22 protein-coding genes are annotated in these 21,712 nt (G+C 63.7%); 4 read left to right on the top strand and 18 right to left on the bottom strand.

Annotated elements, in window-relative coordinates:
* Positions 1-19: 19 nt before the first annotated feature.
* Positions 20-859 (top strand): symmetrical bis(5'-nucleosyl)-tetraphosphatase, encoded by an 840-nt coding sequence (locus ACYVOC_RS14820; protein WP_461162294.1) that lies wholly within the window; start codon positions 20-22, stop codon positions 857-859.
* A gap of 79 nt (positions 860-938) precedes the next feature.
* Here the strand turns inward: ACYVOC_RS14820 and ACYVOC_RS14815 are convergent, their stop codons facing one another.
* The 10 genes from ACYVOC_RS14815 to ACYVOC_RS14770 all read right to left on the bottom strand — a co-directional run bounded on the left by ACYVOC_RS14815 (position 939) and on the right by ACYVOC_RS14770 (position 13,848).
* Positions 939-2,405, bottom strand: coding sequence for a DEAD/DEAH box helicase (locus ACYVOC_RS14815; RefSeq protein WP_116003141.1), 1,467 nt, complete (start codon positions 2,403-2,405; stop codon positions 939-941).
* 147 nt (positions 2,406-2,552) lie between these two features.
* The gene (locus ACYVOC_RS14810; protein ID WP_461162293.1) at positions 2,553-4,739 is read right to left on the bottom strand and encodes a SulP family inorganic anion transporter; all 2,187 of its coding nucleotides are present in this window, start codon (positions 4,737-4,739) and stop codon (positions 2,553-2,555) included.
* Positions 4,740-4,785: 46 nt separating this feature from the next.
* A complete protein-coding gene (ypfJ, locus tag ACYVOC_RS14805) occupies positions 4,786-5,655 on the bottom strand; it encodes a KPN_02809 family neutral zinc metallopeptidase (protein WP_461162292.1) in 870 nt (289 codons plus the stop codon).
* A 255-nt stretch (positions 5,656-5,910) separates the two neighbouring features.
* The gene (dcd, locus tag ACYVOC_RS14800; RefSeq protein ID WP_116003138.1) at positions 5,911-6,483 is read right to left on the bottom strand and encodes a dCTP deaminase; all 573 of its coding nucleotides are present in this window, start codon (positions 6,481-6,483) and stop codon (positions 5,911-5,913) included.
* 68 nt (positions 6,484-6,551) lie between these two features.
* On the bottom strand, positions 6,552-7,847 hold the full coding sequence (gene guaD / locus ACYVOC_RS14795) for a guanine deaminase (protein ID WP_461162291.1): 1,296 nt from the start codon (positions 7,845-7,847) through the stop codon (positions 6,552-6,554).
* A gap of 207 nt (positions 7,848-8,054) precedes the next feature.
* Positions 8,055-9,449 carry a dihydrolipoyl dehydrogenase gene (gene lpdA / locus ACYVOC_RS14790; RefSeq protein ID WP_461162290.1) on the bottom strand — a complete coding sequence of 465 codons (1,395 nt, stop codon included), beginning with the start codon at positions 9,447-9,449 and terminating at the stop codon, positions 8,055-8,057.
* A gap of 4 nt (positions 9,450-9,453) precedes the next feature.
* Complete coding sequence (locus ACYVOC_RS14785) at positions 9,454-10,767, bottom strand: dihydrolipoamide acetyltransferase family protein (protein WP_461162289.1); 1,314 nt, start codon at positions 10,765-10,767, stop codon at positions 9,454-9,456.
* A gap of 2 nt (positions 10,768-10,769) precedes the next feature.
* Positions 10,770-11,825 (bottom strand): alpha-ketoacid dehydrogenase subunit beta, encoded by a 1,056-nt coding sequence (locus ACYVOC_RS14780; protein ID WP_233521068.1) that lies wholly within the window; start codon positions 11,823-11,825, stop codon positions 10,770-10,772.
* Between the two features lie 3 nt (positions 11,826-11,828).
* Complete coding sequence (locus tag ACYVOC_RS14775; RefSeq protein ID WP_116003135.1) at positions 11,829-13,064, bottom strand: 3-methyl-2-oxobutanoate dehydrogenase (2-methylpropanoyl-transferring) subunit alpha; 1,236 nt, start codon at positions 13,062-13,064, stop codon at positions 11,829-11,831.
* Positions 13,065-13,536: 472 nt separating this feature from the next.
* Complete coding sequence (locus ACYVOC_RS14770) at positions 13,537-13,848, bottom strand: collagen-like protein (RefSeq protein ID WP_116003134.1); 312 nt, start codon at positions 13,846-13,848, stop codon at positions 13,537-13,539.
* 330 nt (positions 13,849-14,178) lie between these two features.
* Here ACYVOC_RS14770 and ACYVOC_RS14765 point away from each other — a divergent pair, with 330 nt between their 5' ends.
* Both ACYVOC_RS14765 and ACYVOC_RS14760 read left to right on the top strand, forming a co-directional pair.
* On the top strand, positions 14,179-14,493 hold the full coding sequence (locus tag ACYVOC_RS14765) for a BON domain-containing protein (RefSeq protein ID WP_116003133.1): 315 nt from the start codon (positions 14,179-14,181) through the stop codon (positions 14,491-14,493).
* 45 nt (positions 14,494-14,538) lie between these two features.
* Positions 14,539-14,754 carry a CsbD family protein gene (locus ACYVOC_RS14760; RefSeq protein ID WP_116003132.1) on the top strand — a complete coding sequence of 72 codons (216 nt, stop codon included), beginning with the start codon at positions 14,539-14,541 and terminating at the stop codon, positions 14,752-14,754.
* A 97-nt stretch (positions 14,755-14,851) separates the two neighbouring features.
* On the opposite strand, the gene ACYVOC_RS14755 is transcribed toward ACYVOC_RS14760, so the two are convergent.
* The 5 genes from ACYVOC_RS14755 to ACYVOC_RS14735 form a co-directional block, all read right to left on the bottom strand.
* A complete protein-coding gene (locus tag ACYVOC_RS14755) occupies positions 14,852-15,661 on the bottom strand; it encodes a beta/gamma crystallin-related protein (protein ID WP_461162288.1) in 810 nt (269 codons plus the stop codon).
* Between the two features lie 84 nt (positions 15,662-15,745).
* Positions 15,746-15,904: a DUF3309 family protein gene (locus ACYVOC_RS14750; RefSeq protein ID WP_461162287.1), complete on the bottom strand. Its 159-nt coding sequence runs from the start codon at positions 15,902-15,904 to the stop codon at positions 15,746-15,748.
* Between the two features lie 33 nt (positions 15,905-15,937).
* The gene (locus ACYVOC_RS14745) at positions 15,938-16,186 is read right to left on the bottom strand and encodes a hypothetical protein (RefSeq protein WP_116003129.1); all 249 of its coding nucleotides are present in this window, start codon (positions 16,184-16,186) and stop codon (positions 15,938-15,940) included.
* Between the two features lie 206 nt (positions 16,187-16,392).
* Entirely contained in the window at positions 16,393-17,085 is a 693-nt protein-coding gene (locus ACYVOC_RS14740; protein ID WP_116003128.1) for a Crp/Fnr family transcriptional regulator, read from the bottom strand.
* A 180-nt stretch (positions 17,086-17,265) separates the two neighbouring features.
* Positions 17,266-17,985 carry a Crp/Fnr family transcriptional regulator gene (locus ACYVOC_RS14735; protein WP_461162301.1) on the bottom strand — a complete coding sequence of 240 codons (720 nt, stop codon included), beginning with the start codon at positions 17,983-17,985 and terminating at the stop codon, positions 17,266-17,268.
* 146 nt (positions 17,986-18,131) lie between these two features.
* On the opposite strand from ACYVOC_RS14735, the gene ACYVOC_RS14730 reads away from it, so the two are divergent.
* On the top strand, positions 18,132-18,581 hold the full coding sequence (locus tag ACYVOC_RS14730; protein WP_461162286.1) for an HIT family protein: 450 nt from the start codon (positions 18,132-18,134) through the stop codon (positions 18,579-18,581).
* Positions 18,582-18,692: 111 nt separating this feature from the next.
* On the opposite strand, the gene ACYVOC_RS14725 is transcribed toward ACYVOC_RS14730, so the two are convergent.
* The 3 genes from ACYVOC_RS14725 to ACYVOC_RS14715 all read right to left on the bottom strand — a co-directional run.
* Positions 18,693-19,745: an adenosine deaminase gene (locus tag ACYVOC_RS14725; protein WP_461162285.1), complete on the bottom strand. Its 1,053-nt coding sequence runs from the start codon at positions 19,743-19,745 to the stop codon at positions 18,693-18,695.
* Positions 19,746-19,814: 69 nt separating this feature from the next.
* Positions 19,815-20,981 carry a BMP family ABC transporter substrate-binding protein gene (locus tag ACYVOC_RS14720; protein ID WP_116003125.1) on the bottom strand — a complete coding sequence of 389 codons (1,167 nt, stop codon included), beginning with the start codon at positions 20,979-20,981 and terminating at the stop codon, positions 19,815-19,817.
* A gap of 44 nt (positions 20,982-21,025) precedes the next feature.
* Positions 21,026-21,712: ABC transporter permease (locus ACYVOC_RS14715; protein ID WP_461162284.1), on the bottom strand; the 687-nt coding region annotated here is incomplete at its 5' end.

Here is a 21,712-nt window from a genome sequence, read left to right as displayed (position 1 = left end):
AGAAGTTACAAAGTACACCATGGCACTTTACTGTATTGGGGACATCCAGGGCTGCGATCTTGCGCTGCAGCGCCTGCTCGATGGCATGGATTTCTCGCCCAGCCGCGACACCGTTTACCTGCTCGGCGATTTGGTCAACCGGGGGCCGCAGTCGGCCGCGGTGCTGCGCCGCTGCATTGCGGCCGATGGCGCACTGCGCAGCCTGCTGGGCAACCACGACCTGCACCTGCTGGCCACGGCCCATGGCGTGCGCACACCCTCGCGCCGCGACACGCTGGCCAATATCCTGCAGGCCGACGATAGCGACCGGCTGCTGGGCTGGCTGCGCCAGCAGCCCCTGGCGCGCCATCACCAGCATGGGGCTGAATCCTTGCTGATGGTGCATGCGGGGGTACTGCCCAGCTGGAGCGCCGCCGACACCCTGGCATTGGCCGACGAAGTGCACACGGTGCTGCGCGGGCCCGACCTGCCCACCTTTTTGCGACAGATGTATGGCAACCAGCCCGACCACTGGGACGACGCGCTGACCGGCACCGACCGCCTGCGCGTGATCGTCAATGCGTTGACGCGATTGCGCTTTTGTTCCCCGCAAGGGGTCATGGATTTCGAGAGTGCAGAGAGCGCCTCCAGCCCGCCGCCGGGATTGGTGCCCTGGTTCGATGCCCCGGGCCGCCGCACGGCGGGCACGCTGCTGGCGTTTGGCCATTGGTCCACATTGGGGTGGCTCAACCGCAGCGACCTGCTGGGCATGGACACGGGCTGCGTATGGGGCGGCAGTTTGAGCGCCGTGCGCTTTGGCGCCACACTGGCCGACCGCGAACTGCTGCAGGTGCCCTGCCCGCAGGCACAGGTGCCCTGATGCCCTGCAGAAGCCGGGCACCTGAAACACTCTGTTTTTAATAGCTTGAAGCGCTTGATAGGTAAGCGCTGGAGACGTTTTAAGCCAAATTTTCCGCCGCGACATCAGGCGCTTTGAACAAGGCTGCCACCTTGCGCTTGGGCTTGATGTTGGGCGAAATGCGGCCAGTGGTCACGCGCTCGGTCGCTTCCCAGGCGGGCTTGGCTTGTGCCGCCGATGTCTCGTAGGGCTTGTCAAAAAAGGGATCACGCGACACGGGGGCCGGGCGGAAGCCACCGCGCTGCACGCGCGGAGTGCGTTCGCGCTCTGGTGCTGCTGCACGACTGCCTTCTCTCTCCTCACCCTCGCGCCAGTGGCGGCGCCCGTCGTTGATGCGGCCTTGGCTGCGAATATTCGGCCGGTCTTCGTCGTATTCGAGGGCCTCGATATCGATCTTTTTCTTCAGCAGCTTCTCGATATCGGCCACCAGGCGCGCGTCACTGCCCGATACCAGCGTGACCGCAAGGCCAGAGGCCCCGGCACGGCCAGTGCGGCCGATGCGGTGCACATAGTCTTCGGCGTTGAACGGTACGTCAAAGTTGAAGACGGCCGGCACATCCTTGATGTCCAGACCACGCGCTGCCACGTCGGTGCAGACCAACAGGTCCACTTCGCCGCTCTTGAAGGCTTCCAGGGCCTTCAGGCGCTCGTCCTGGCTCTTGTCGCCGTGCAGCGCGGTCGTCTTGAGACCTTCGTGCTCCAAGCTGCGGGCCAGGCGTGCGCAGCCGAGCTTGCTGTTAACAAAGATGAAGGCCTGCTTGATGCCGCGCGTCTTGAGCACCTGGTGGATGGCGCGGCGCTTGTCGTCGTCACCAGCGCTGTAGAAGTGCTGTTCGACGGTGGAGGCGGTTTCGTTGGGCCGGGCGACCTCGATGGTCACCGGGTTTTGCAAATAGCTGCCCGCCAGGCGTTTGATTTCGGGCGAGAACGTGGCGCTGAACAAGAGCGTGGTGCGCTGTTTGGGCAGGTACGACAGGATGCGCTGCAGGTCGGGCAGAAAGCCGATGTCGAGCATGCGGTCGGCCTCGTCGAGCACCACGTATTCGACCTGGCCCAGCACCGCGTTCTTGGCCTCGATGTGGTCGAGCAGGCGTCCGGGCGTCGCTACCAAAACCTCCACGCCTTTTTTCAGCTCCAGCGTCTGGGGCTTCATGTCCATGCCGCCGAACACCACAGTGCTGCGCAGCTTGGTGTGCTTAGCGTACAGGGCAATTTGCTGGGCCACCTGGTCGGCCAGTTCGCGCGTGGGCAGCAGCACCAGCGCGCGCACGGGATGGCGGGCAGGAGAGGTGGAACTGTTCTCGTGCTTGAGCAGGCGCTGCAGCAGCGGCAGCGAGAAAGCCGCCGTTTTGCCGGTGCCCGTCTGGGCTGCGCCCATCACATCCTGGCCGGTCAGCACGACCGGGATGGCTTGCTCCTGGATGGGGGTCATGGACTCGTAGCCCATTTCGGCTACGGCGCGGGCCAGCGGCTCAGCCAGCGATAGATTGGAAAAAGAACTTGTCATTTAGCCTGCTATTGTCGCACTGCGAGGCGGAAATGGGGTTTTTTACGCCCAGGCGCTGACTCTCAGCAATACTTTGCGCCAGGGTTAGCTATAATTTCAATAGCTTGTTACGCTTTATTTTAGGGCGTTTCAGGCTCTTTTCCCCTGTCACTCCAACACAGAGCGCAGCTGCCGTGTGGTCACGGCCAGGCGCCGTGCACCCATTTGGGCCAGGTTTTCCATGAGGATCAGTCCCGCTTCGGGATACTGGCGCGCCCAGCCGTCAAAGCGTTCGCGCGGCAGCCGCATCAACCGTGCGGCACCACGCTCGGCACCGGCACTGGCGCTGCGCTCGGCGCCATTGAGAAACGCCATCTCGCCAAACACCATGCCCGGCCCCACGGTGGCCAGGCGCAAGCCGCGCTCGGGCGGCCAGTGCGTGCACAGAGTGATGTGGCCCGACACCACCACCAGCAGGTCGCGATCCCGGTCTCCCGCATTGAACACCACGCCCTGCGCGGGCACCACATGGGGCAGCAGCAATGCTTCCAGGGCCAGACGGGCGTCGCGCTGCATGCCTTCACCAATTTCACCCAAGGGGTCGCTACCGCCGCGCGGTGTCCGTTGGTCCAGCGGGCGCTGGGCGAGGATCGCCACCTCAGCCCATTCGAGAGCGCGGTCCAGGTCCGCAAAAGCGCGCACACCTTCGCCCGCGTGCACCGCCGCCAGAGGATCGAGCGCGGCGATGGCGGCAGCGATGCCCTGTTGATCAAGGTCTCGCAACAGCGCCCGCAGCTGTGCCAGGGCGGTGCTATCCCAGGCGGGCACCCGGCCCGCATCCAGAATCACCCATCGGTGGCGCGGCAGCAGGCGCAGGCGCACCTGCTCGGACATGTGCGCAGCCACACCAAACGACATGACGCCCTGCAATTCAAACACCGCCACCTGGTTCATGCGCGGGGTCACCCAACCGTCCGAGGCCGCGCGGCGCAGACGCCGCGAGCGCAGTTCGCCATCAAGCCGCACGTGGCGCAGCACCTTGGTAGCCGAATCGCGCAGCAACACAAAAGTGGCCACCACCAGGCCCGTGACCAGCGCCACCACCCCGCCCATCACGGCAAACACCAGCGCCACCAGCCAGCTTTGCGCCCAGGTGGGACGCGAGTTGCGGGCGTACTGCGCCGACCACATTAAGCGCGGCACCTGCATCAAGCCCGCCAGTACCAACCCGCCCGACAAGCAAGCCATGGGCACCCAGTGCAGCCACCAAGGCCCAGTCAGCGCTACGCCCAGCATGATGGCGGCATGCATGCGCGGGGCATTGCACCCAGAGCCAGATTCGGTCAGCACGATGCGTGAGCGCGAAGCGCTGGTGGATGCCGGAATCATGCCGGCGAGCGCACACACCATGCCCAGCAGGCTCTCACGGCGCAAGGCCGCATTGGCATTGCCCCGCAGGCCGTGCTCAAGCTCCAGCTCCTGGTTGAAGATGAGGATTTCCAGGCTGTTGACCAAGGCCATCAGCAGCGCCAGTACCACCAGCGCCTGGCCGTGTTGCTGCGCCACGGCAATCCACGCAATCCCGGTCCAGTCGGGCCAGAGTGGCCCGGCAAAGGCACTGGGCTGGGCCGCCGGAACAAACACCGCGTCCAGGCCCACACCCCACAACCCGGCCAGCGTGACGGCAAGCGCCACCACGGCCACCGCCGTCAGCAGACCCGGCGCACGGGGCCAGCGCCCGCGCAGCCACCAGGCCAGGCCCACCACCGCCAGCGCCGCCACGGCATGCCAGCCCATGCGCGCTTCGCTGAATGACCCGCTGCCAAAACCATTGGCCACCTGGCCCACGACCATCGACAGCCCCACCCCGGCGGCAAAACCGTGCGTGACCGAAATGGGTAGAAAGCGTGCCACCGAGGCCATGCGCAGCACGCCCAGCAACCACTGAAAAACGAAGGCCAGCGCCACCGTAGCCCCACTGACCGCCAGCACCTGCCGTGCGCTCAGCCCCAGAGACGGTGCCGCGCCGTGGGCCGTGGCCAGTACGGCGGCAAACAGCAGCGCCACCACGGTGGTGGGCGCATACACCACGCCTGGGCGCGGTGCCGCCAAGGTCAGCAGCAACCCGGGCAGTGCGGCCGACCACAAAGCGAGCGCAGCCAAAGAGTATTCACCCGCCAGGGGTGCAAACGCCAGCAGCCCCAAACCCACAGCATGGGGCACGGTGACTGCCGCCGCCGACCAGGCAGCCGCCATGCCCGAGGGCGGCGGGGCTGGCCCTTGCGGCACCGCGGCTTCGACTGGCCCCTGGCCAACCCGGCGGCGGCGCAGGTGGCGGGCAATGGCACTGGGCATGGGTCGGCTGCGCCGCGTCAGAACCTGTCCAGTACCGAACAGGTGCTCAAAGCGTGCGGGCCGCGAAGGTGTCGCAGGACTTCAGGTGGCCCTGCTGCAGCCCGGCGTTGAACCAGCGCTGGCGCTGCGCGCTGGTGCCGTGGGTAAAGCTGTCGGGCACCACGGCTCCGCCGCCCGCGCGCTGCAATGCATCGTCGCCAATTTTGGCCGCTGCGTTCATGGCTTCTTCGACATCGCCCTGCTCCAGAATCTGGCGCGCTTGCTGGGCGTGGTTTGCCCAGACCCCGGCAAAACAGTCGGCCTGCAACTCCAGCTTGACGGAGAGGCGGTTGTAGTCGGCCTGGCTGACACGCCCGCGCATCTGGTCCACCTTGGCGCTGATGCCCAGCAGGTTCTGCACATGGTGGCCCACCTCATGGGCAATCACGTAGGCCTGGGCAAAGTCACCCGGGGCGCCCAGGCGGTCTTTGAGCGTTTGATAAAAACCCAGATCGATGTACACCTTGCGATCGCCAGGACAATAAAACGGCCCCATCGCCGCCTGACCCGTGCCACAGGCCGTGGGCGTGGCGCCGCGAAACAGCACCAGCCGCGGCTGCTGGTAGTTGCTGCCCTGCTGGCGAAACACATCGGTCCACACATCCTCGGTATCGGCCAGCACCGTGGACACAAAGCGCGCCATGGTGTCGTCCGCAGGCGGGCGCTGGGCCGGTGCCTGTTGCACCTGCGCAGGGGTGCCGCCGCTGAGCAGCCCCAGGAGGGTCATGGGGTTGATCCCCAGCACCCAGCCACCCAGGAGCGCAACGACGATGGTGCCAATGCCGATGCTGCGCCCGCCGAACACAGGCATGCCGCCGCCGCCCGAGCCACGCCGGTCTTCCACGTTGTCCGACTGGCGGTTACCTTCCCATTTCATGGCTTTCTCCTGGTGCTTCTTGTTGGACGGGTGGATTTTTTAAGAGCGGATCACAAAACTCATTCTGTTTCCAAATCATTCGTGTCTAGGCGCGAAGCCGCAGACAGTGCTGTAGCACGGCAAGGCGAAGCAACAACGACACGGATGATTTAGAAATGGAATCAGTGAAGCGGTTCTGGCCAGGCGCTGTGTCGCAGGCTGTACGAGTCGCACGACAAGACGCGGCAACGACGCCAGCAGAGTTTTGTGGGCGCTTTAAGCACGGGGCAGGGTCACGCCATGCTGGCCCTGGTATTTGCCACCGCGGTCCTTGTACGAGACTTCGCAGACATCGTCCTTGTCGCTCTCGAAGAACAGCACCTGGGCGCAGCCTTCGCCCGCGTAAATCTTGGCCGGCAGCGGCGTGGTGTTGGAAAACTCCAGCGTTACATAACCCTCCCATTCGGGCTCGAACGGCGTGACGTTGACGATGATGCCGCAACGCGCGTAGGTGCTCTTGCCCAGGCAAATGGTCAGCACATTGCGTGGAATGCGGAAATATTCCATGGTGCGCGCCAGCGCGAAGCTGTTGGGTGGAATGATGCAGCTCTCGCCATGGAAATCGACAAAACTCTTTTCGTCGAAATTCTTTGGATCGACCACCGTGCTGTGGATGTTGGTGAACACCTTGAATTCGGGCGCACAGCGGATGTCATAGCCATAGCTGCTGGTGCCGTAACTGATGATTTTCTTGCCATCGACTTCGCGCACCTGGCCGGGCTCGAAGGGTTCAATCATGCCGTGCTCGGACGCCATGCGGCGGATCCATTTATCGCTCTTGATGCTCATGCGGGAGGCTCCTCAACAATACTACTTATTTGATAGCTAGCAGCGCTTGATGATCAAGTGCTAGGAGCCTATTTTGCTTGAGAAATGACCGTTTGTTCCACCAGGCGATCATCGCCCAGCACGATCATGGCAAACAACAACTCGCTCAGACTGCCCGCCTGGGCCGTGCGCCGCGCCAGCAGCGGCGTGGCCTGGGGGTTGAGCACGATGAAATCACCCTCGCACCCCGGCTGCAGGTTACCCACCACGCCCTGCAAGCCCAGCGCGCGGGCAGCGCCCGCCGTATGTTGCCACCACAGTTGTTGGGGCGACAGGCTCAAACCCTGCTTGGTCTGCAGCCCCTCGACCGCGGTGCGGCCTACATAGTAGGCAGCCAGCATGGTGTGGAACGGCGAAAAACTGGTGCCACCGCCCACATCGCTGGCCAGGCCATAGGCAAAACCGGCGCAGTCTGCCCCGGCGTAGTCAAAAAAACCGCTTCCCAGGAACAGATTGCTGGTGGGGCTGACGGCCGCAGCACTGCGGCGCTCGCGCATCAGGGCGCGGTCAGCCTCGTCCAGGTGGATGCAGTGGGCATACACGGCGCGCTCGCGCATCAGGCCAAAGTCGTCGTACACCGCCAAGTAGCTGCGCGAACGCGGGAACAACTCGCGCACCCAGCGCACTTCGTCCAGATTTTCTGACACATGCGACTGGATCCACACATCCGGATAGCGCGCCGCCAGTTCACCTGCACCACGCAACTGCGCCGGAGTGCTGGTGGGGGCAAAGCGCGGCGTGATGGCATAGCCCAGCCGGTCCACACCATGCCAGCGCTGGATGAGGACCTCGGTATCGAGCAGGCTTTGTTCGGTTTCGTCGCGCACGCCATCGGGCGAGTGGCGATCCTGCAGCACCTTGCCCGTGATCAGGCGCAACTGCCGCTGGCGGGCCTCGGTGAACAACGCATCGACCGACGCCGGGTGCGACGTGGCAAAAGCCAGCGCCGTCGTCACGCCGTTGCGCAGCAGTTCATCGCAAAAGAACTGCGCCACCTGGGTGGCGTAGCCATGGGCGGCAAAGCGCTTTTCCTGGGGGAAGGTGTAGCTCTCTAGCCAGGGCAACAAGCCCTCGGCGGGCGAGCCAATCACATCCGTCTGGGGGTAGTGGACATGCATGTCCACAAAACCGGGCGCAATGATGCGCCCTGGCCAGTGCGTGACCGGCTGCCCCGCGAACTGCGGCGACAGCTGCTGCCAGGCACCGGCCGCCTGCACGCGCTGGCGGCCATGGGCATCGGGGCCGATGGCCAGCAGACCATCCTCGTCATAGACAGCCTGGCCGTCGTCGGTAAAGCGCAGCAGCGCAGAGCGGTAGAGGTGCATGGCTGCAAGCTTACCGGAGCCAACCCCTTTTTTTCTCCGGTGGAGTTCCTCAGTTTTGCAGATGCACGCGCCCCACGAAACTGGCGCGGCCCAGACCAGCGCCCCCGCGCAAGGGCCGCCCCGCCGCGCTGGGGGCGTCCCCCTGCCCGCATCGCGCAGCGATGCGAGAGCGGGGGGAAGGCGCCAAAGGCGACTCAGGGGGGTGCCTCAAATATGCACCGCATGCCCCAACGCCCGCAACGCCGCCTCCTGCACGGCCTCACCCAGCGTCGGGTGGGCGTGGATAGTGCCGGCAACGTCTTCCAGCCGTGCGCCCATCTCCAGCGATAGCGTGAACGCCGCCGCCAGTTCTGCCACGCCCTGGCCCACGGCCTGCCAGCCCAGGATGAGGTGGTTGTCGCGCCGTGCGACCACGCGCACAAAACCCTTGGTGGTTTCGAGCGTCATGGCACGGCCATTGGCGGAAAACGGAAAGGCGGCGTCAATGCAGTCAAGCCCCGCAGCGCGCGCCTCGCCCGGCGTGCGGCCCACCACCACCACTTCGGGGTCGGTGAAGCAGACGGCAGGAATCGCCCTGGGCTCAAAACGGCGTGCCTTGCCCGCGATCACCTCGGCCACCACCTCCCCCTGGGCCATGGCGCGGTGCGCCAGCATGGGATCACCCGTCAAGTCGCCAATGGCCCAGACGTTGCGCATGGAAGTGCGGCACTGCGCATCCACCGCCACAAAGCGCCCGGCCATGTCGAGCTGCAGAGACTCCATGCCATAGCCCGTGGTTCGGGGCTTGCGGCCCACTGCCACCAGCACACGGTCCGCAGGCAATGCAAACTCGTCGGCGCGGGCGCTGCGCACACGCACACCGTGCTGCGCATCAAAGCCCTGCACGCTGCAGCCCAGGTGCAGCACTACGCCACTCTTTTCCAGGGCATCGAGCACCGGTTGGGTCAGCTCCTCGTCGTAGCCCGGCAGCACACGCTCGGCCGCCTCGACCACGGCCACCTCGGCGCCCAGCTTGCGGTAGGCCATGCCGAGTTCGAGTCCGATGTAGCCCGCGCCCACGACCACCAGGCGGCGCGGCAGCCTCTCGGGCGAGAGCGCGCCGGTAGACGACACCACGGGCCCGCCAAAGGGCAGCGTGGGCAACTCCACCGGCTCGGAGCCGGTCGCCAGCAGCAAATGCTCGCAGCGCACGCGCACCGCCTCGCCGCCGGCGGGTTCCACGCGCACCGTCTTGCCGTCTTCGATGTGTGCCCAGCCTTGGATGACCTGCACCCCGGCTTTGCGCAGCAGCGCGCCCACGCCGCCGGAGAGGCGGTTGACGATGCCATCCTTCCAGCGCACCGTCTGCGCGATGTCGAGGCTCGGCGACTGCACCCGGATGCCTAACTGCGAGCCACCAGCCTGGTGCTGCGCGCGCTCGAACTCGTGCGCCGCATGAATCAGCGCCTTGGACGGAATGCAGCCAATGGTCAAACAGGTGCCACCCAGGCGCTCGCCCTCGACCAGCACCGTAGGAATGCCCAGTTGCCCAGCGCGGATGGCCGCCACATAACCGCCGGGGCCGCCGCCGATGACGAGTAACTTTGTAGAAATATCCTTCATCGCCTTACTCCACGAACAGCAGGGCCGGGGTTTCCAGCAGCGCGCGCATGGCCTGGATGAATTGCGCGGCGTGCATGCCATCGACCACACGGTGGTCGAACGAGGAGGAGAGATTCATCAGCAGCCTGCCCACCACCTGCCCACCGCGCAGCATGGGCCGCAGGGCGATGCGGTTGACGCCGACGATGGCCACCTCGGGGTGGTTGATGACCGGCGTGCTGGCGATGCCGCCCAGCGCGCCCAGACTGGAAAGCGTAATGGTGGAACCCGACAGGGCATCGCGCGCCGCCTTGCCACTGCGCGCGCCTTCGGCCACGCTGGCAATACCGGCAGCGCAGGCCCACAGGTCCAGGCTTTCGGCGTGGCGCAGCACCGGCACCATGAGCCCGCCCTCGGTCTGCGTGGCCACACCCAGGTGCACACCGGCGTAGCGCGTGACCACGCCCGCCTCGTCGTCGTAGCGGGCGTTGATCTGCGGAAACTCGCGCAGCGCCAGCACCATGGCGCGTGCCAGGAAGGGCAGCACCGTGAGCTTGCCGCGCGTGGCGCCGTGCAGCTGATTGAGCTTGGCGCGCAGGGCTTCGAGCTCGGTCACGTCGATTTCCTCGACGTAGCTGAAATGCGGAATGCGGCGCTTGGACTCCTGCATCTTCTGCGCTATCTTGCGGCGCAGGCCGATGACGGGAATCGCCTCTTCGCCATGGCGCTCGGCGTAACCCGCAGGGCCTTGGGCAGGCGCCTGGCCGCCGCTGGCGACGTGGGCGTCAAGGTCGCCGTGCAGGATGCGCCCGGCCGGGCCACTGCCGTGCACGAAGCGCAGTTCCACGCCCATGTCGAGCGCACGCTGGCGCACGGCGGGGGATGCGAGTGGGCGCTCACCTGCCGTGCGCGCCACGGCAGGCGCGCTGCGCGGCGTCGCGGACGGGCGCAAGGGCGCGGGCGCAACTGCACGTTCCGCCAGAGCCACGGGCTGGGTCGGTGCGGCTGCGGGCGGGCTGTTTTTCGCTATCGAAACAGGAGCTGCTTGCGCTTGCTGGACGGGCGCTGGAGCCGAATTTTCCTTTAAATTCCCGGCACCTTCCACCTCCAGCCGCACCAGTTCGGAACCCACGGCAATGGTGTCGCCCACGCTGCTCCCCAGCGCCAGCACCTTGCCGGACACGGGCGACGGGATTTCCACCGTGGCCTTGTCGGTCATCACATCGGCAATGGACTGGTCTTCAGCCACCATTTCGCCCGGCTGCACGTGCCAGACGACCAGCTCCACTTCGGCAATGCCCTCGCCAATGTCGGGCACGCGGATTGCGTAAATTCCCATGGTCATGCCTCCACTGCGCGTTGCAGGGCTGCGCCTACGCGCGCAGGCCCCGGGAAATACGCCCATTCCTGGGCGTGTGGGTAAGGCGTGTCCCAGCCGGTCACACGCTCGATGGGGGCTTCCAACTGGTAGAAACAATGCTCTTGCACCAGCGCCGTGAGCTCGGCACCAAAGCCGCTGGTGCGCGTGGCCTCGTGCACCACAACACAGCGGCCCGTCTTCTTGACCGAGTTCACGATGGTTTCCAAGTCCAGCGGCCAGATGGAACGCAGGTCAATGATCTCGGCGTCGATGCCCGTCTCGCGTGCCGCGCATTCACTCACCCAGACCATGGTGCCGTACGTCAGCACCGTGACCGCCTTGCCAGGACGAAAGACTGCAGCGCTGGTCAGCGGCACCTTGTAGTAGCCCTCGGGCACGCGCCCCATGGCATGCTTGGACCAAGGCACTACCGGCTTGTCGTGCTGGCCGTCGAACGGGCCGTTGTACAAGCGCTTGGGTTCCAGAAAGATGACCGGGTCGTCGCTCTCGATCGAGGCAATCAGCAGGCCCTTGGCGTCGTAAGGGTTGCTGGGCATCACGGTGCGCAAGCCGCACACATGGGTGAAGAAGGCCTCGGGGCTCTGGCTGTGCGTCTGCCCGCCGTAGATGCCGCCGCCGCAGGGCATGCGGATGGTCAGCGGCGCGGCAAAGTCCCCAGCCGATCGGTGGCGCAAACGCGCCAGCTCGGAGACGATCTGGTCCGTGGCCGGGTAGACGTAGTCGGCAAACTGGATCTCGACCACCGGACGCAGGCCATAGGCGGCCATGCCTATGCCGGTGCCGACGATGCCGGACTCGGAAATCGGCGCATCAAAACAGCGCGATGTGCCGTATTTGGCTTGCAGGCCCTCGGTGGCGCGAAACACGCCGCCGAAATAGCCTACGTCTTCGCCATAGACGATGACGTTGTCGTCGCGTTCCATCATCACATCCATCGCCGAGCGCAGCGCCTGGATCATGGTCATGGGCACAGCATCGGTGAGGGGGGCCTGATTTTTCTCTTGTAGTGCGGTCATGGCTTACACCCCCATCTGCTGGCGTTGCCGGCGCAGGTGCTCCGGCAGTTCCTTGTACACATCGTCAAAGACGGTCGCGGCGCTGGGTACGCGGCCATCGAGCAAGGTGCCGTGGCTCTCGGCCTCTTTTTGCGCGGCGATGACCTCGGCCTCCAGGTCCTTGAGGGCCTGTGTGTGACGCTCATCGCTCCACTCGCCAATGGCGATCAGATGCTTTTTCAGGCGTTCAATCGGGTCGCCCAACGGAAAGTGCTGCCAGTCGTCGGCAGGACGGTACTTGGACGGATCGTCCGAGGTGGAATGCGGGCCAGCGCGGTAGGTTTCCCACTCGATCAGCGTCGGCCCATGGTTGGTACGTGCACGCTCGGCCGCCCACTGCGAGGCGGCATAGACGGCCAGAAAATCATTGCCATCAACGCGCAAGGAAGCAATGCCCACACCCACGCCGCGCTGGGCAAAGGTGGTGCCCTCACCTCCCGCAATGGCTTGGAAGGTGGAGATGGCCCACTGGTTGTTGACCACGTTGATGATGACCGGCGCACGGTACACATGGGCAAAGGTGAGCGCGGTGTGGAAGTCCGACTCGGCGGTGGAGCCATCGCCGATCCAAGCCGAGGCTATTTTTGTATCGCCCTTGATGGCCGAGGCCATGGCCCAACCCACGGCCTGGGGCATTTGCGTCGCCAGGTTGCCCGAGATCGAGAAGAAGCCTGCGCGCTTGTACGAGTACATCACCGGTAGCTGGCGGCCCTTGATAGGGTCGCGCTCGTTGCTCATCAACTGGCAGATCAGCTCGGACATGGCAATGTCGTCACGCGAGAGCAGCAGGCCCTGCTGGCGATAGGTAGGAAAGCACATGTCGCCGTCCTGCAGCACCATGGATTGGCCCACGGCAATGGCTTCCTCGCCCAGGCACTGCATGTAGAACGACAGTTTTTTCTGCCGCTGCGCGATCAGCATGCGGGCGTCGAACACGCGCGTTTTCATCATCGCGCGCAGGCCCCGGCGCAATCGATCTGGATGGATGGGGATGGCCCAGGGGCCGACTGCCTGGCCATTGTCATCGAGCACACGCACCAGGCTGGTGGCCAGGTCGGCCGTGTCGGCAGCGGGGGTGTCTGGGGGAGGTCTGCGCACTGCGCCTGCGGGCGAGATGCTCAGAAAGGAAAAGTCGGTCTTGCAGCCGGGCCGCCCAGTAGGCTCCGGCACATGCAGCTTGAGCGCTGAGTGCGATGTCATCCACGGTCTCCGTGCGCGATTGTGTCGCGCCATGATTTTCGGGTAGGGCGGCGCGCCGATATGCGGCGTGTCGCCCTTCTTGCGCGGGTAGCGCAGTCGAAAATTCTAAGCGCGCCCGCGCCCGTTGACCAGCCCCGCAGATGGGCCTGCTTGCAGTGGGGTCAGCGCGCGCTTGGCTGACCCTGCACGCCTTTGCCCAGCCAGTGCATGCCTCGGATCTGGGCATCACTCCACTGGGCGTTCAGCGTCTTGAGCGCCGCGTTTGTCTGCTAAAAAATGGGCGCCCAAAGTCAGGTGGCCGCAAGCGCGGCCGCGAGGATTTTGTGCATGGTGTTCATCTACAGGGTCCCTGGGATAGAAAAGCAAAAAACCGCTGGCACAGCGGTCTTGCGTCGAGCTCTATTGGCCGGGCCATCTCATCGAATGCAGGCTGCAAAGAGGCTGCCTGCCACGCAGCCCTCCCGCGGCCCCTTCAGCGGGCCGGAACAATCACTGTGGTGCCACCTGTACGCCCGGTATCACCCGTAGCGCCCGTTTCACCTGTCGCGCCGGTATAGCCGGTGGCCCCTGTGCCGCCGGTTGCACCCGTCGCACCGGTTGCGCCGGTGTAGCCCGTGGCTCCGGCACCGCCCGTGCTTCCAGTGGCACCGGTGTAGCCCGTACGGCCCTGAGCCCCCGTATCACCCGTAGCGCCCTGCGGACCCGCCGGGCCGGGAGGAAGCGAAAAGCATGCACTCAAACCCATGGTCATCAACGTGGCGGCGATCAAATGTGCGTATTTCATGGAAATCTCCTTGGAGGAAAGTAGAGAGAACCGCCCACGTCTCTGCAAGCAATCCTCAGAAATGGATCCACACGCCCAAGGGCACGCTTCAACCACACTGGTGAGACTACGCAGATTGCCGGTTCTCTTCTGTGCGCTACAGCGCATAGGCGGGGATTCCGATGCCTTTGCGAACCGGACGAAGAAAGGCTGCCACCAATGTTCGATACCGTACAGACCATGGCCGCATGGAGGACTACTCTTGCATGGTCTGCACCCCAATCTCTGTTCATAAAAAAAGGGGGAGGCGGTTTTTACGAACCCATATCTGTCACCGACTGGAGCATTACCATGATCATTCGCACTCTCCTCGCCGCAGCCATCGCTGCGACCACCCTGCTGACCGCAACGGGCTGCGCTGTCAGCCGTGGACAGGAAACTGTCGGCGCCTACATTGACGACGCAGGCATCACAACGACAGTGAAAACTCGCCTGCTCGAAGACAAACGGGTTGCCGGAACCTCGATCAGCGTTGAAACACTGAACGGAACCGTGATGTTGTCCGGCTTTGCCAAGAACACAGAAGAGAAGAACGTCGCCGAGAACATCGCTCGGCAGGTCAATGGCGTGCGGTCGGTCAAGAACGAAATCGCCATTCGCCCCTGAACCTTTTTTCACGACCATCCACACAGCATCACACAAGGAGTTTTTATGAACTGGGACCAAATCAAGGGCAACTGGAAGCAAGCAGCGGGCAAGGCACAGGAGCAATGGGGCAAACTCACCAACGACGACCTCGACGTTGTGGCCGGGCGACGCGACCAACTCGCCGGCAAGATCCAGGAACGCTACGGCATTGCCAAGGATGAAGCCGAAAAGCAACTGGCTGACTGGGAGCGCAAGGCCAGCGATTCGTGGTTCAAGTGATTGCACAGCGGCATGCCTGAATCCGCATGCGCAAGTCACGCACTGCACAGCAAAACGGCCCCGAGGGGCCGTTTTTTTATGATGCTGTTCCCATAGATCAACGGTTGCGTGGCTCTCCCTGTCGGTTCACGGTGACCATGGCCCCTGGGGACTCGGTCATCTGAATCCGATGCTCTTGCCCCCGGAAGGTGTAGGTGACATCCCAGTAGTCTGGCTGCTGGTTGGGCACATCGGCGCATCGCTGCACATTCTGCATCCGCCCCGTCTGTCCGTCCGACCCGATACGGGACCCCACCACTGCCCCCGCCACAGCGCCCCCAGCGGTAGCAATGTCCCGGCCCGTTCCGCCGCCCACCTGGTGACCCAGTACTCCGCCAATCAGTGCGCCTGCAATGGCCGCTGGAACATTGCTGGAGTCCCCTCGGTTCTGCCCCACACGCTCGCGTTCCACCCAGCAACGCTGTTCGGGGGTTGCCATTACAGCGCGTGCGGAGGTCACTGGGACTTCATAGAGGCGCTCGCCATTGCGACGGCGGCTGTCGTAGAAGGGATCGGGTACCGGCGCAAAGCGGTTGTTGGCCACACGCGCATTGCGATCAACTTCCCGCACCGACGACAGACGATCATTCATCCCCATGGAAGACAACGAAGGATATCGGCCCGGGCGAAGGACAATGCAGCGCCCCCGAAAGCGTGCGTCTTCACACACCTCCCAGCGCCCCCCCAAGATCTGCACCGAAGAAGCACGGTCATTGAATCCCGAACGTCCAAGATCCCCCATCTGGCGCTCGGTGGTAAATGAACGCCCCCGAAACCCTTCGTTTTCAAAAAAGACTGCTTGCGCCCCAGCCTGTGTGGCAAGTGCCAGCAGGGTCAAGGCACATGCGTTTTTCAACAGATGTTTCATTGTTCAATCCTATAGTGTGGGTGCCTGCCCCGGCTGACCCGTACGGCATCCATGTAAATCAAAAGCACTGCGGCCGACACAAGATCACAACCGGCCCATCACCAGCAGCACCAGCATGACGACCACCACCAGACCCAGCAATCCACTGGGACCATAGCCCCAGTTACGGCTGTGCGGCCAGGAGGGAATTACGCCGATCAGCAGCAGGATCAGCACGATCAAAAGCAAGGTTCCCAAGCCCATCAATTTCTTCCTTTAATCGGTGTGTGCGGGGCTTCAATTGGCCGGTGCCGAGGCCGGAGGCACCACGATGACGGTGGTGCCTTCACCAGATGTGCCTGCCACACCAGGCGCTCCTGTCGTACCCGTCGCCCCCTGGCTTCCATCGTTTCCGGCTACGCCCTGCGGCCCCGCGGGTCCAGGTACAGCCACAGGGACAGGAACATTGACTACAACAGGCTGTTTTTCGCAGGCAACAAGGCCCAGCAAGGTCAGCAGCACCGCTGCAAGGTGTATGGTTTTCATGGAGTTTCCTTTGAAATGCACAAACTGTGGCACGCAGGGATTGGCCCCGCGTGGGCCACACCGATCTGACCGGTAGCGTCAAGAACGGCGCCCTCTCAGGCTAAACATCCATTGGCCGCACGTCGGTGCGTTAGCGAACACAGCCAGCACTTTCGGCTGCGCTGTGCACACCGGTCGCCGCACCCGGCGCACGCCAGGTCGATCTCTCAGGACATCAACGCGGCATAGGCTTTGCGATCGGCGGCATAACAGCTGCAGGCCACCGCAGCCAGTCCTCGGCGGTCGAGCACCGTGACCTGGCCGCGGTGGTACGTGATCAACCCTTCGCGCTGAAGCCTGCCGGCGGCTGTGGTGATGCCCACCCGGCGTACCCCCAGCAGGAAAGCCAGGTACTGGTGGGTGACATGAAAATTCGAGACTTCCGACCGATCCTGGGTCATCAACAGCCAACGCGCCAGCCTGGGACCAATGGTGTGAAAACGATGGCAGGCCGCCAGGCCCGTGCGCTGCGCCATCAGCACAGACAGGTACCGATTGACGCCCGCCAGCAGGGCCTGGCTGTCTTTCAGCAGGGCGCAAAAATCATCGGTACCCATGCGCCATGCGTGGCCGGGGCTTTGCACGATGGCATGCAATGGCTCCTGTGCAACACCCAGTGCCAACTGCGCGCCCAGCAGACCTTCACGCCCGACCATGCCCACCTCCAGGGCCAGGCGTCCATCAACCTGCGCCACCTGGGAGATGAATCCCTCGATGGGGAAATAGGCATGGCACGTGGGTTGGCCCGGGCTTCCCAGCACTTGGGACGCCACCAGCGGTACCTGCTCGCACCGCGACAGGAAACCCAGGCGCTCCTTGGGCGGCAGAAGCTCGATCAGATGGTTGCGGGTAGGGGCCAATGGGTGATCCTGGAGGAAGGGCAACGTCCTTGTGCAGAAGCAGGTGCACAAAAACCACACCACTACCGCAAGACCCGGTTCACCCGTTGGCACAGTCTGCGCCACAAGCCCTCTTGCCACTGTCTGCCAGCCCACATAGTGGGCCTCTAAAACCCTGTAACGCGAGGAGACCGACCCTGGCTAGCGGGCCAGCTCGGTAGGAAGGAGCCTGTCGTACTCGTGTTTGACCACACCATAGCATTCACAGGTGCGAAGCTCCAGCCCCTTGCGGTCGAGCACCGTGATACGGCCCCGGGCATAACGGATCAGGCCTGCCGCCTGCAGTTTGAGGGCTGCCTCTGTCACCCCCTCTCGGCGCACGCCGAGCATGTTGGCAATCAGCTCCTGCGTCATCACCAGTTCATTGCCCGGCAAGCGATCCAGGCTCAGCAAAAGCCAGCGGCACAATTGCTGATCGAGCGAATGGTGCCGGTTGCACGCGGCGGTCTGCACCATCTGCGCAATCAGCGCCTGGGTATAGCGCAGCAGCAGGTGCATGACAGGCCCCGATCGGTTGAATTCATCCTGGATCCTCTGTGCACTGAGCCGCACACCCATTCCCGCGCTTTGCACCACTCCACGACTCGGTGTGGTGCCCCCACCCATGAACAGGGTGATGCCCACCACTCCCTCGTAGCCGACCACCGCGATTTCGGCCGAGGCCCCGTTTTCCATCACATAGAGCAGCGAAACAATGGACGTGGTGGGAAAGTACACATGGCTCATGGGCCGACCGGACTCATACAGCACCTGCCCCAGGGGCATTTCCACCGGTTCCAGACAGGGCTGCAGGCGCTGCCAATCGGTCTCTTGCAACGCAGCGAGCAGTTGATTGCTCTTGGGGTCTGTGGCCTGGGTCATGATATGCATGGGGTGTGCTGGTGCTCGATAAATCTGCGGGCCTGTCTCGCACGATGCTTGCGGCATGTCGCCTGGAATGCTGCATTGTGTACGTTTTCGCACACACCAAATCCTACGCCATTTTGATATCTCACAGGAGTTCCACCATGCCCATGTTTGTCGACACTTCACCGCCCGGTCAATGCATTTTTTGCCGTCTGGTGGCGGGCGAAATCCCTTCTGCCCGGGTCTACGAGGATGCATTGACCCTTGCCTTCATGGATCTGGGCCAGGTGAACCCCGGCCATGTGCTGGTGGCCACGAAGCGCCACGCAGCCACCCTCCTGGACATCACCCCCGCAGAGGCCGCTGCCGTCATGCAGACAGCCCAGCGCGTGGCCAGCGCCGTGCAGGCCACGTTCGACCCGCCAGGCATCACCTTGCTGCAGGCCAATGGCCGCGAGGGCGACCAGACGGTGTTTCATTTCCACATGCACGTCGTTCCACGCCATGCACAGGATGGCATAGCGCTGACCTGGCCCCGCAAAGACCCTGATGCAGGCACCCTGCAAAATTACGCCGACCGCCTGGCGGCAGCCATCGCTCCCGCGCCCTGATTCTGTTTCCAAATCATTCGTGTCTAGGCGCGAAGCCGCAGACAGTGCTGTAGCACGGCAAGGCGAAGCAACAACGACACGGATGATTTAGAAATGGAATGAGGTGATGGCTCAGCCATCGTGCTCAACAAAGCGCTCGAAACTTTCCTTGAGCCGGTGCTGCCACTGGCGTTTGTCAGCCTCGGGGGCAAAGCTGGCCTCAAAGCTGTTGCTGGCCAGCTGGTAGGCGTGGCGCGGTGTCATGCCGGTGGCAGCAAAAACCTGGGTGAAGTTATCGTTGATGTAACCACCAAAATAGGCCGGGTCATCGGAGTTGACGGTGGAGCACAGCCCGGCCTCCAGCAACTGGCGCAGGTTGTGGTTCTTGAGATCGGGGAAAACGCACAACTTCTGGTTGGACAGCGGGCACACGGTCAGCGGGATACGCTCTTTCGCCAGACGCTGCATCAGCGCTGCATCCTTGACGGCCTGCACGCCATGGTCGATGCGCTCGACCTTCAGCACGTCCAGCGCGCTCCAGATGTACTCCGGCGGCCCCTCCTCGCCTGCATGGGCCACGAGGTGCAAGCCCAGCGCGCGGCAGCGTTCAAAAACCCGCGCAAACTTCTCAGGAGGATGACCCATTTCGCTGCTGTCCAGGCCCACGCCAATGAACTTGTCCTGCAGCGGCAGCGCCTGCTCCAGCGTGGCAAAAGCATCTGCCTCGCTGAGGTGGCGCAAAAAGCACAAAATCAGCGATGCACTGATGCCATGCACACTGCGCGCATCCTCACAAGCGCGGTACAGGCCGTTGATGACAGTTTCGATGGCAACGCCGCGTGCGGTATGGGTCTGCGGGTCGAAAAAAATCTCGGCATGCACCACGTTGTCAAAAGCCGCCCGCGCCAGGTAGGCGCGGGCCATGTCATAAAAGTCCTGCTCGTGCAGCAGCACGCTGGCGCCCGCGTAGTAGATATCGAGAAAGCTCTGCAGGTTGTTGAAAGCGTAGGCACTGCGCAGCGCCTCGACACTGGCGAAGGGCAGGCGCACATCGTTGCGCTGTGCCATGGCAAAAATGAGTTCAGGCTCTAGCGAGCCCTCGATGTGGATGTGCAACTCGGCTTTGGGCATGGAGCGCAACAGCACAGCCAACCGTTCGGCGGACAGAGGGGGAACCTTGAACATTGCAGCTTTCCTTCCATTGAAAAGGGCCGCCCACGGGCGGCCCTTTGGCTCGGCGCGCAGGCGCGGGGATTACTTCTTGTCGCCGCCAGGAATCTTGCCTTCCACGCCCTTGACGTAGAAGTTGATGCCTCCGAGGAACTTGTCGTCAGCCACAACATCCTTTTCCAGCACGGGCTTGCCATCTTGACCCACGATCGGACCCTTCCAGATGCTGAAGGAACCGTCGGCCAGGCCCTTCTTGACTTCCTCAACCTTGGCCTTGGTCTCGGCTGGCACATCTTCGGCAATGGACACGAGGTCAATCGCGCCTTCCTTCACACCCCACCAGGCCTGGCCCGTGGCCCAGGTGCCATCGAGCGCATCCTTGGTAGCTTTGATGTAGTAAGGACCCCAGTTGATCACGGCCGACGCCAAGTGTGCCTTGGGACCATAAGCGGTCATGTCCGAATCCCAGCCAAAGGCGCGCTTGCCTTTTTCCTGTGCGGTTTTCAGCACGGCAGGCGAATCGGTGTTCTGGAACAGCACGTCGGCGCCGCCGTTGATCAACGACGTGGCCGCTTCGGTTTCCTTGGGAGGACTGAACCATTCGTTCACCCAGACCACCTTGGTCTTGATCTTGGGGTTCACGCTTTGCGCGCCCAGCGTGAAGCTGTTGATGTTGCGCAGCACTTCGGGGATGGGCACCGAGCCGACCACGCCCAACGTGTTGGTCTTGGTCATGGCACCGGCAATCACACCCGCCATGTACGCGCCTTCATAGGTGCGGCTGTCATAGGTACGCATGTTCTCAGCGGTCTTGTAGCCGGTCGCGTGCTCGAACTTGATGCCGGGGTTGTCCGCAGCCACCTTGAGCATGGATTCCATGTAGCCGAACGTGGTGCCAAAAATCAGCTTGTTGCCCTGGCCCGCCATGTCGCGCAGCACGCGCTCGGCGTCGGCCGATTCGGGCACGCTTTCCACGAAACTGGTAACGATCTTGTCGCCAAATTCCTTTTCCAGCGCCTTGCGTCCGTTGTCATGGGCATACGACCAGCCACCGTCGCCCACCGGGCCGACATAGGCAAACGCAATCTTGAGCGGCTCGGGCTTAGGCGCCGGGGCTTCGGTGACCGGCGCAGGCGCGGGTGCAGGGGCCGGAGCGGGCTCTTCCTTCTTGCCACAGCCCACGAGTGCGGCGGCGGCTACGGCGGACATCGCGGCCACTTTCAGCAGAGTGCGTTTGTGCAAATCGGTCATGTCGGTTCCTTCTGGGGGAGAGTTGGGGACAGGAAAAACGGCCATTATGAGCCGGGATGGAAAGGTTTGCCCAGCGATGCAGGCATGTTCACGCGGATCCACTGCGGATTGCGCGAGATCAGCGCCAGCACCACGATGGTGGAGACATAGGGCAGCATGCTCAGCCACTGGCTGGCCACCTGCACGCCGGTGGCCTGCAGGTGAAACTGCAACATGGTCACACCGCCAAACAGGTAGGCACCGAGCAGCACGCGCGCTGGGCGCCAGGTGGCAAAAGTGGTCAGCGCCAGCGCGATCCAGCCACGCCCGGCCACCATGCCTTCAACCCACAGCGGCGTGTACACGGTCGAAATGTAGGCCCCGGACAAACCGCACAGCGCCCCGCCGACCACAACGGCCGCCAGACGAATGCGCCGCACCGGGTAGCCCAGTGCGTGCGCCGACTGCGGCGACTCGCCCACCGAACGCAGCACCAGCCCGGCGCGTGTGCGGTACAAAAACCACACCAGCGCGCCAGCAAAGACCATGGAGAGATAGACCATGGGGTGCTGGCGGAACAGGGCCGGGCCCAGCAGGGGCAGGTCGCTGAGCCAGGGCAGCTCGTATTTGGGCAGTTCGGGCAGCTTGGCCTGCACATAGCTGATCCCGGCAAACGCCGAAAACCCCGTGCCAAACAGGCTCAAAGCCAATCCCGTGGCGTACTGGTTGGTCCCCAGCCAGATGACCAGCCA

It is taken from the genome of Simplicispira piscis (assembly GCF_054783455.1).
This window is presented reverse-complemented; position numbering and strand designations above follow the sequence as displayed.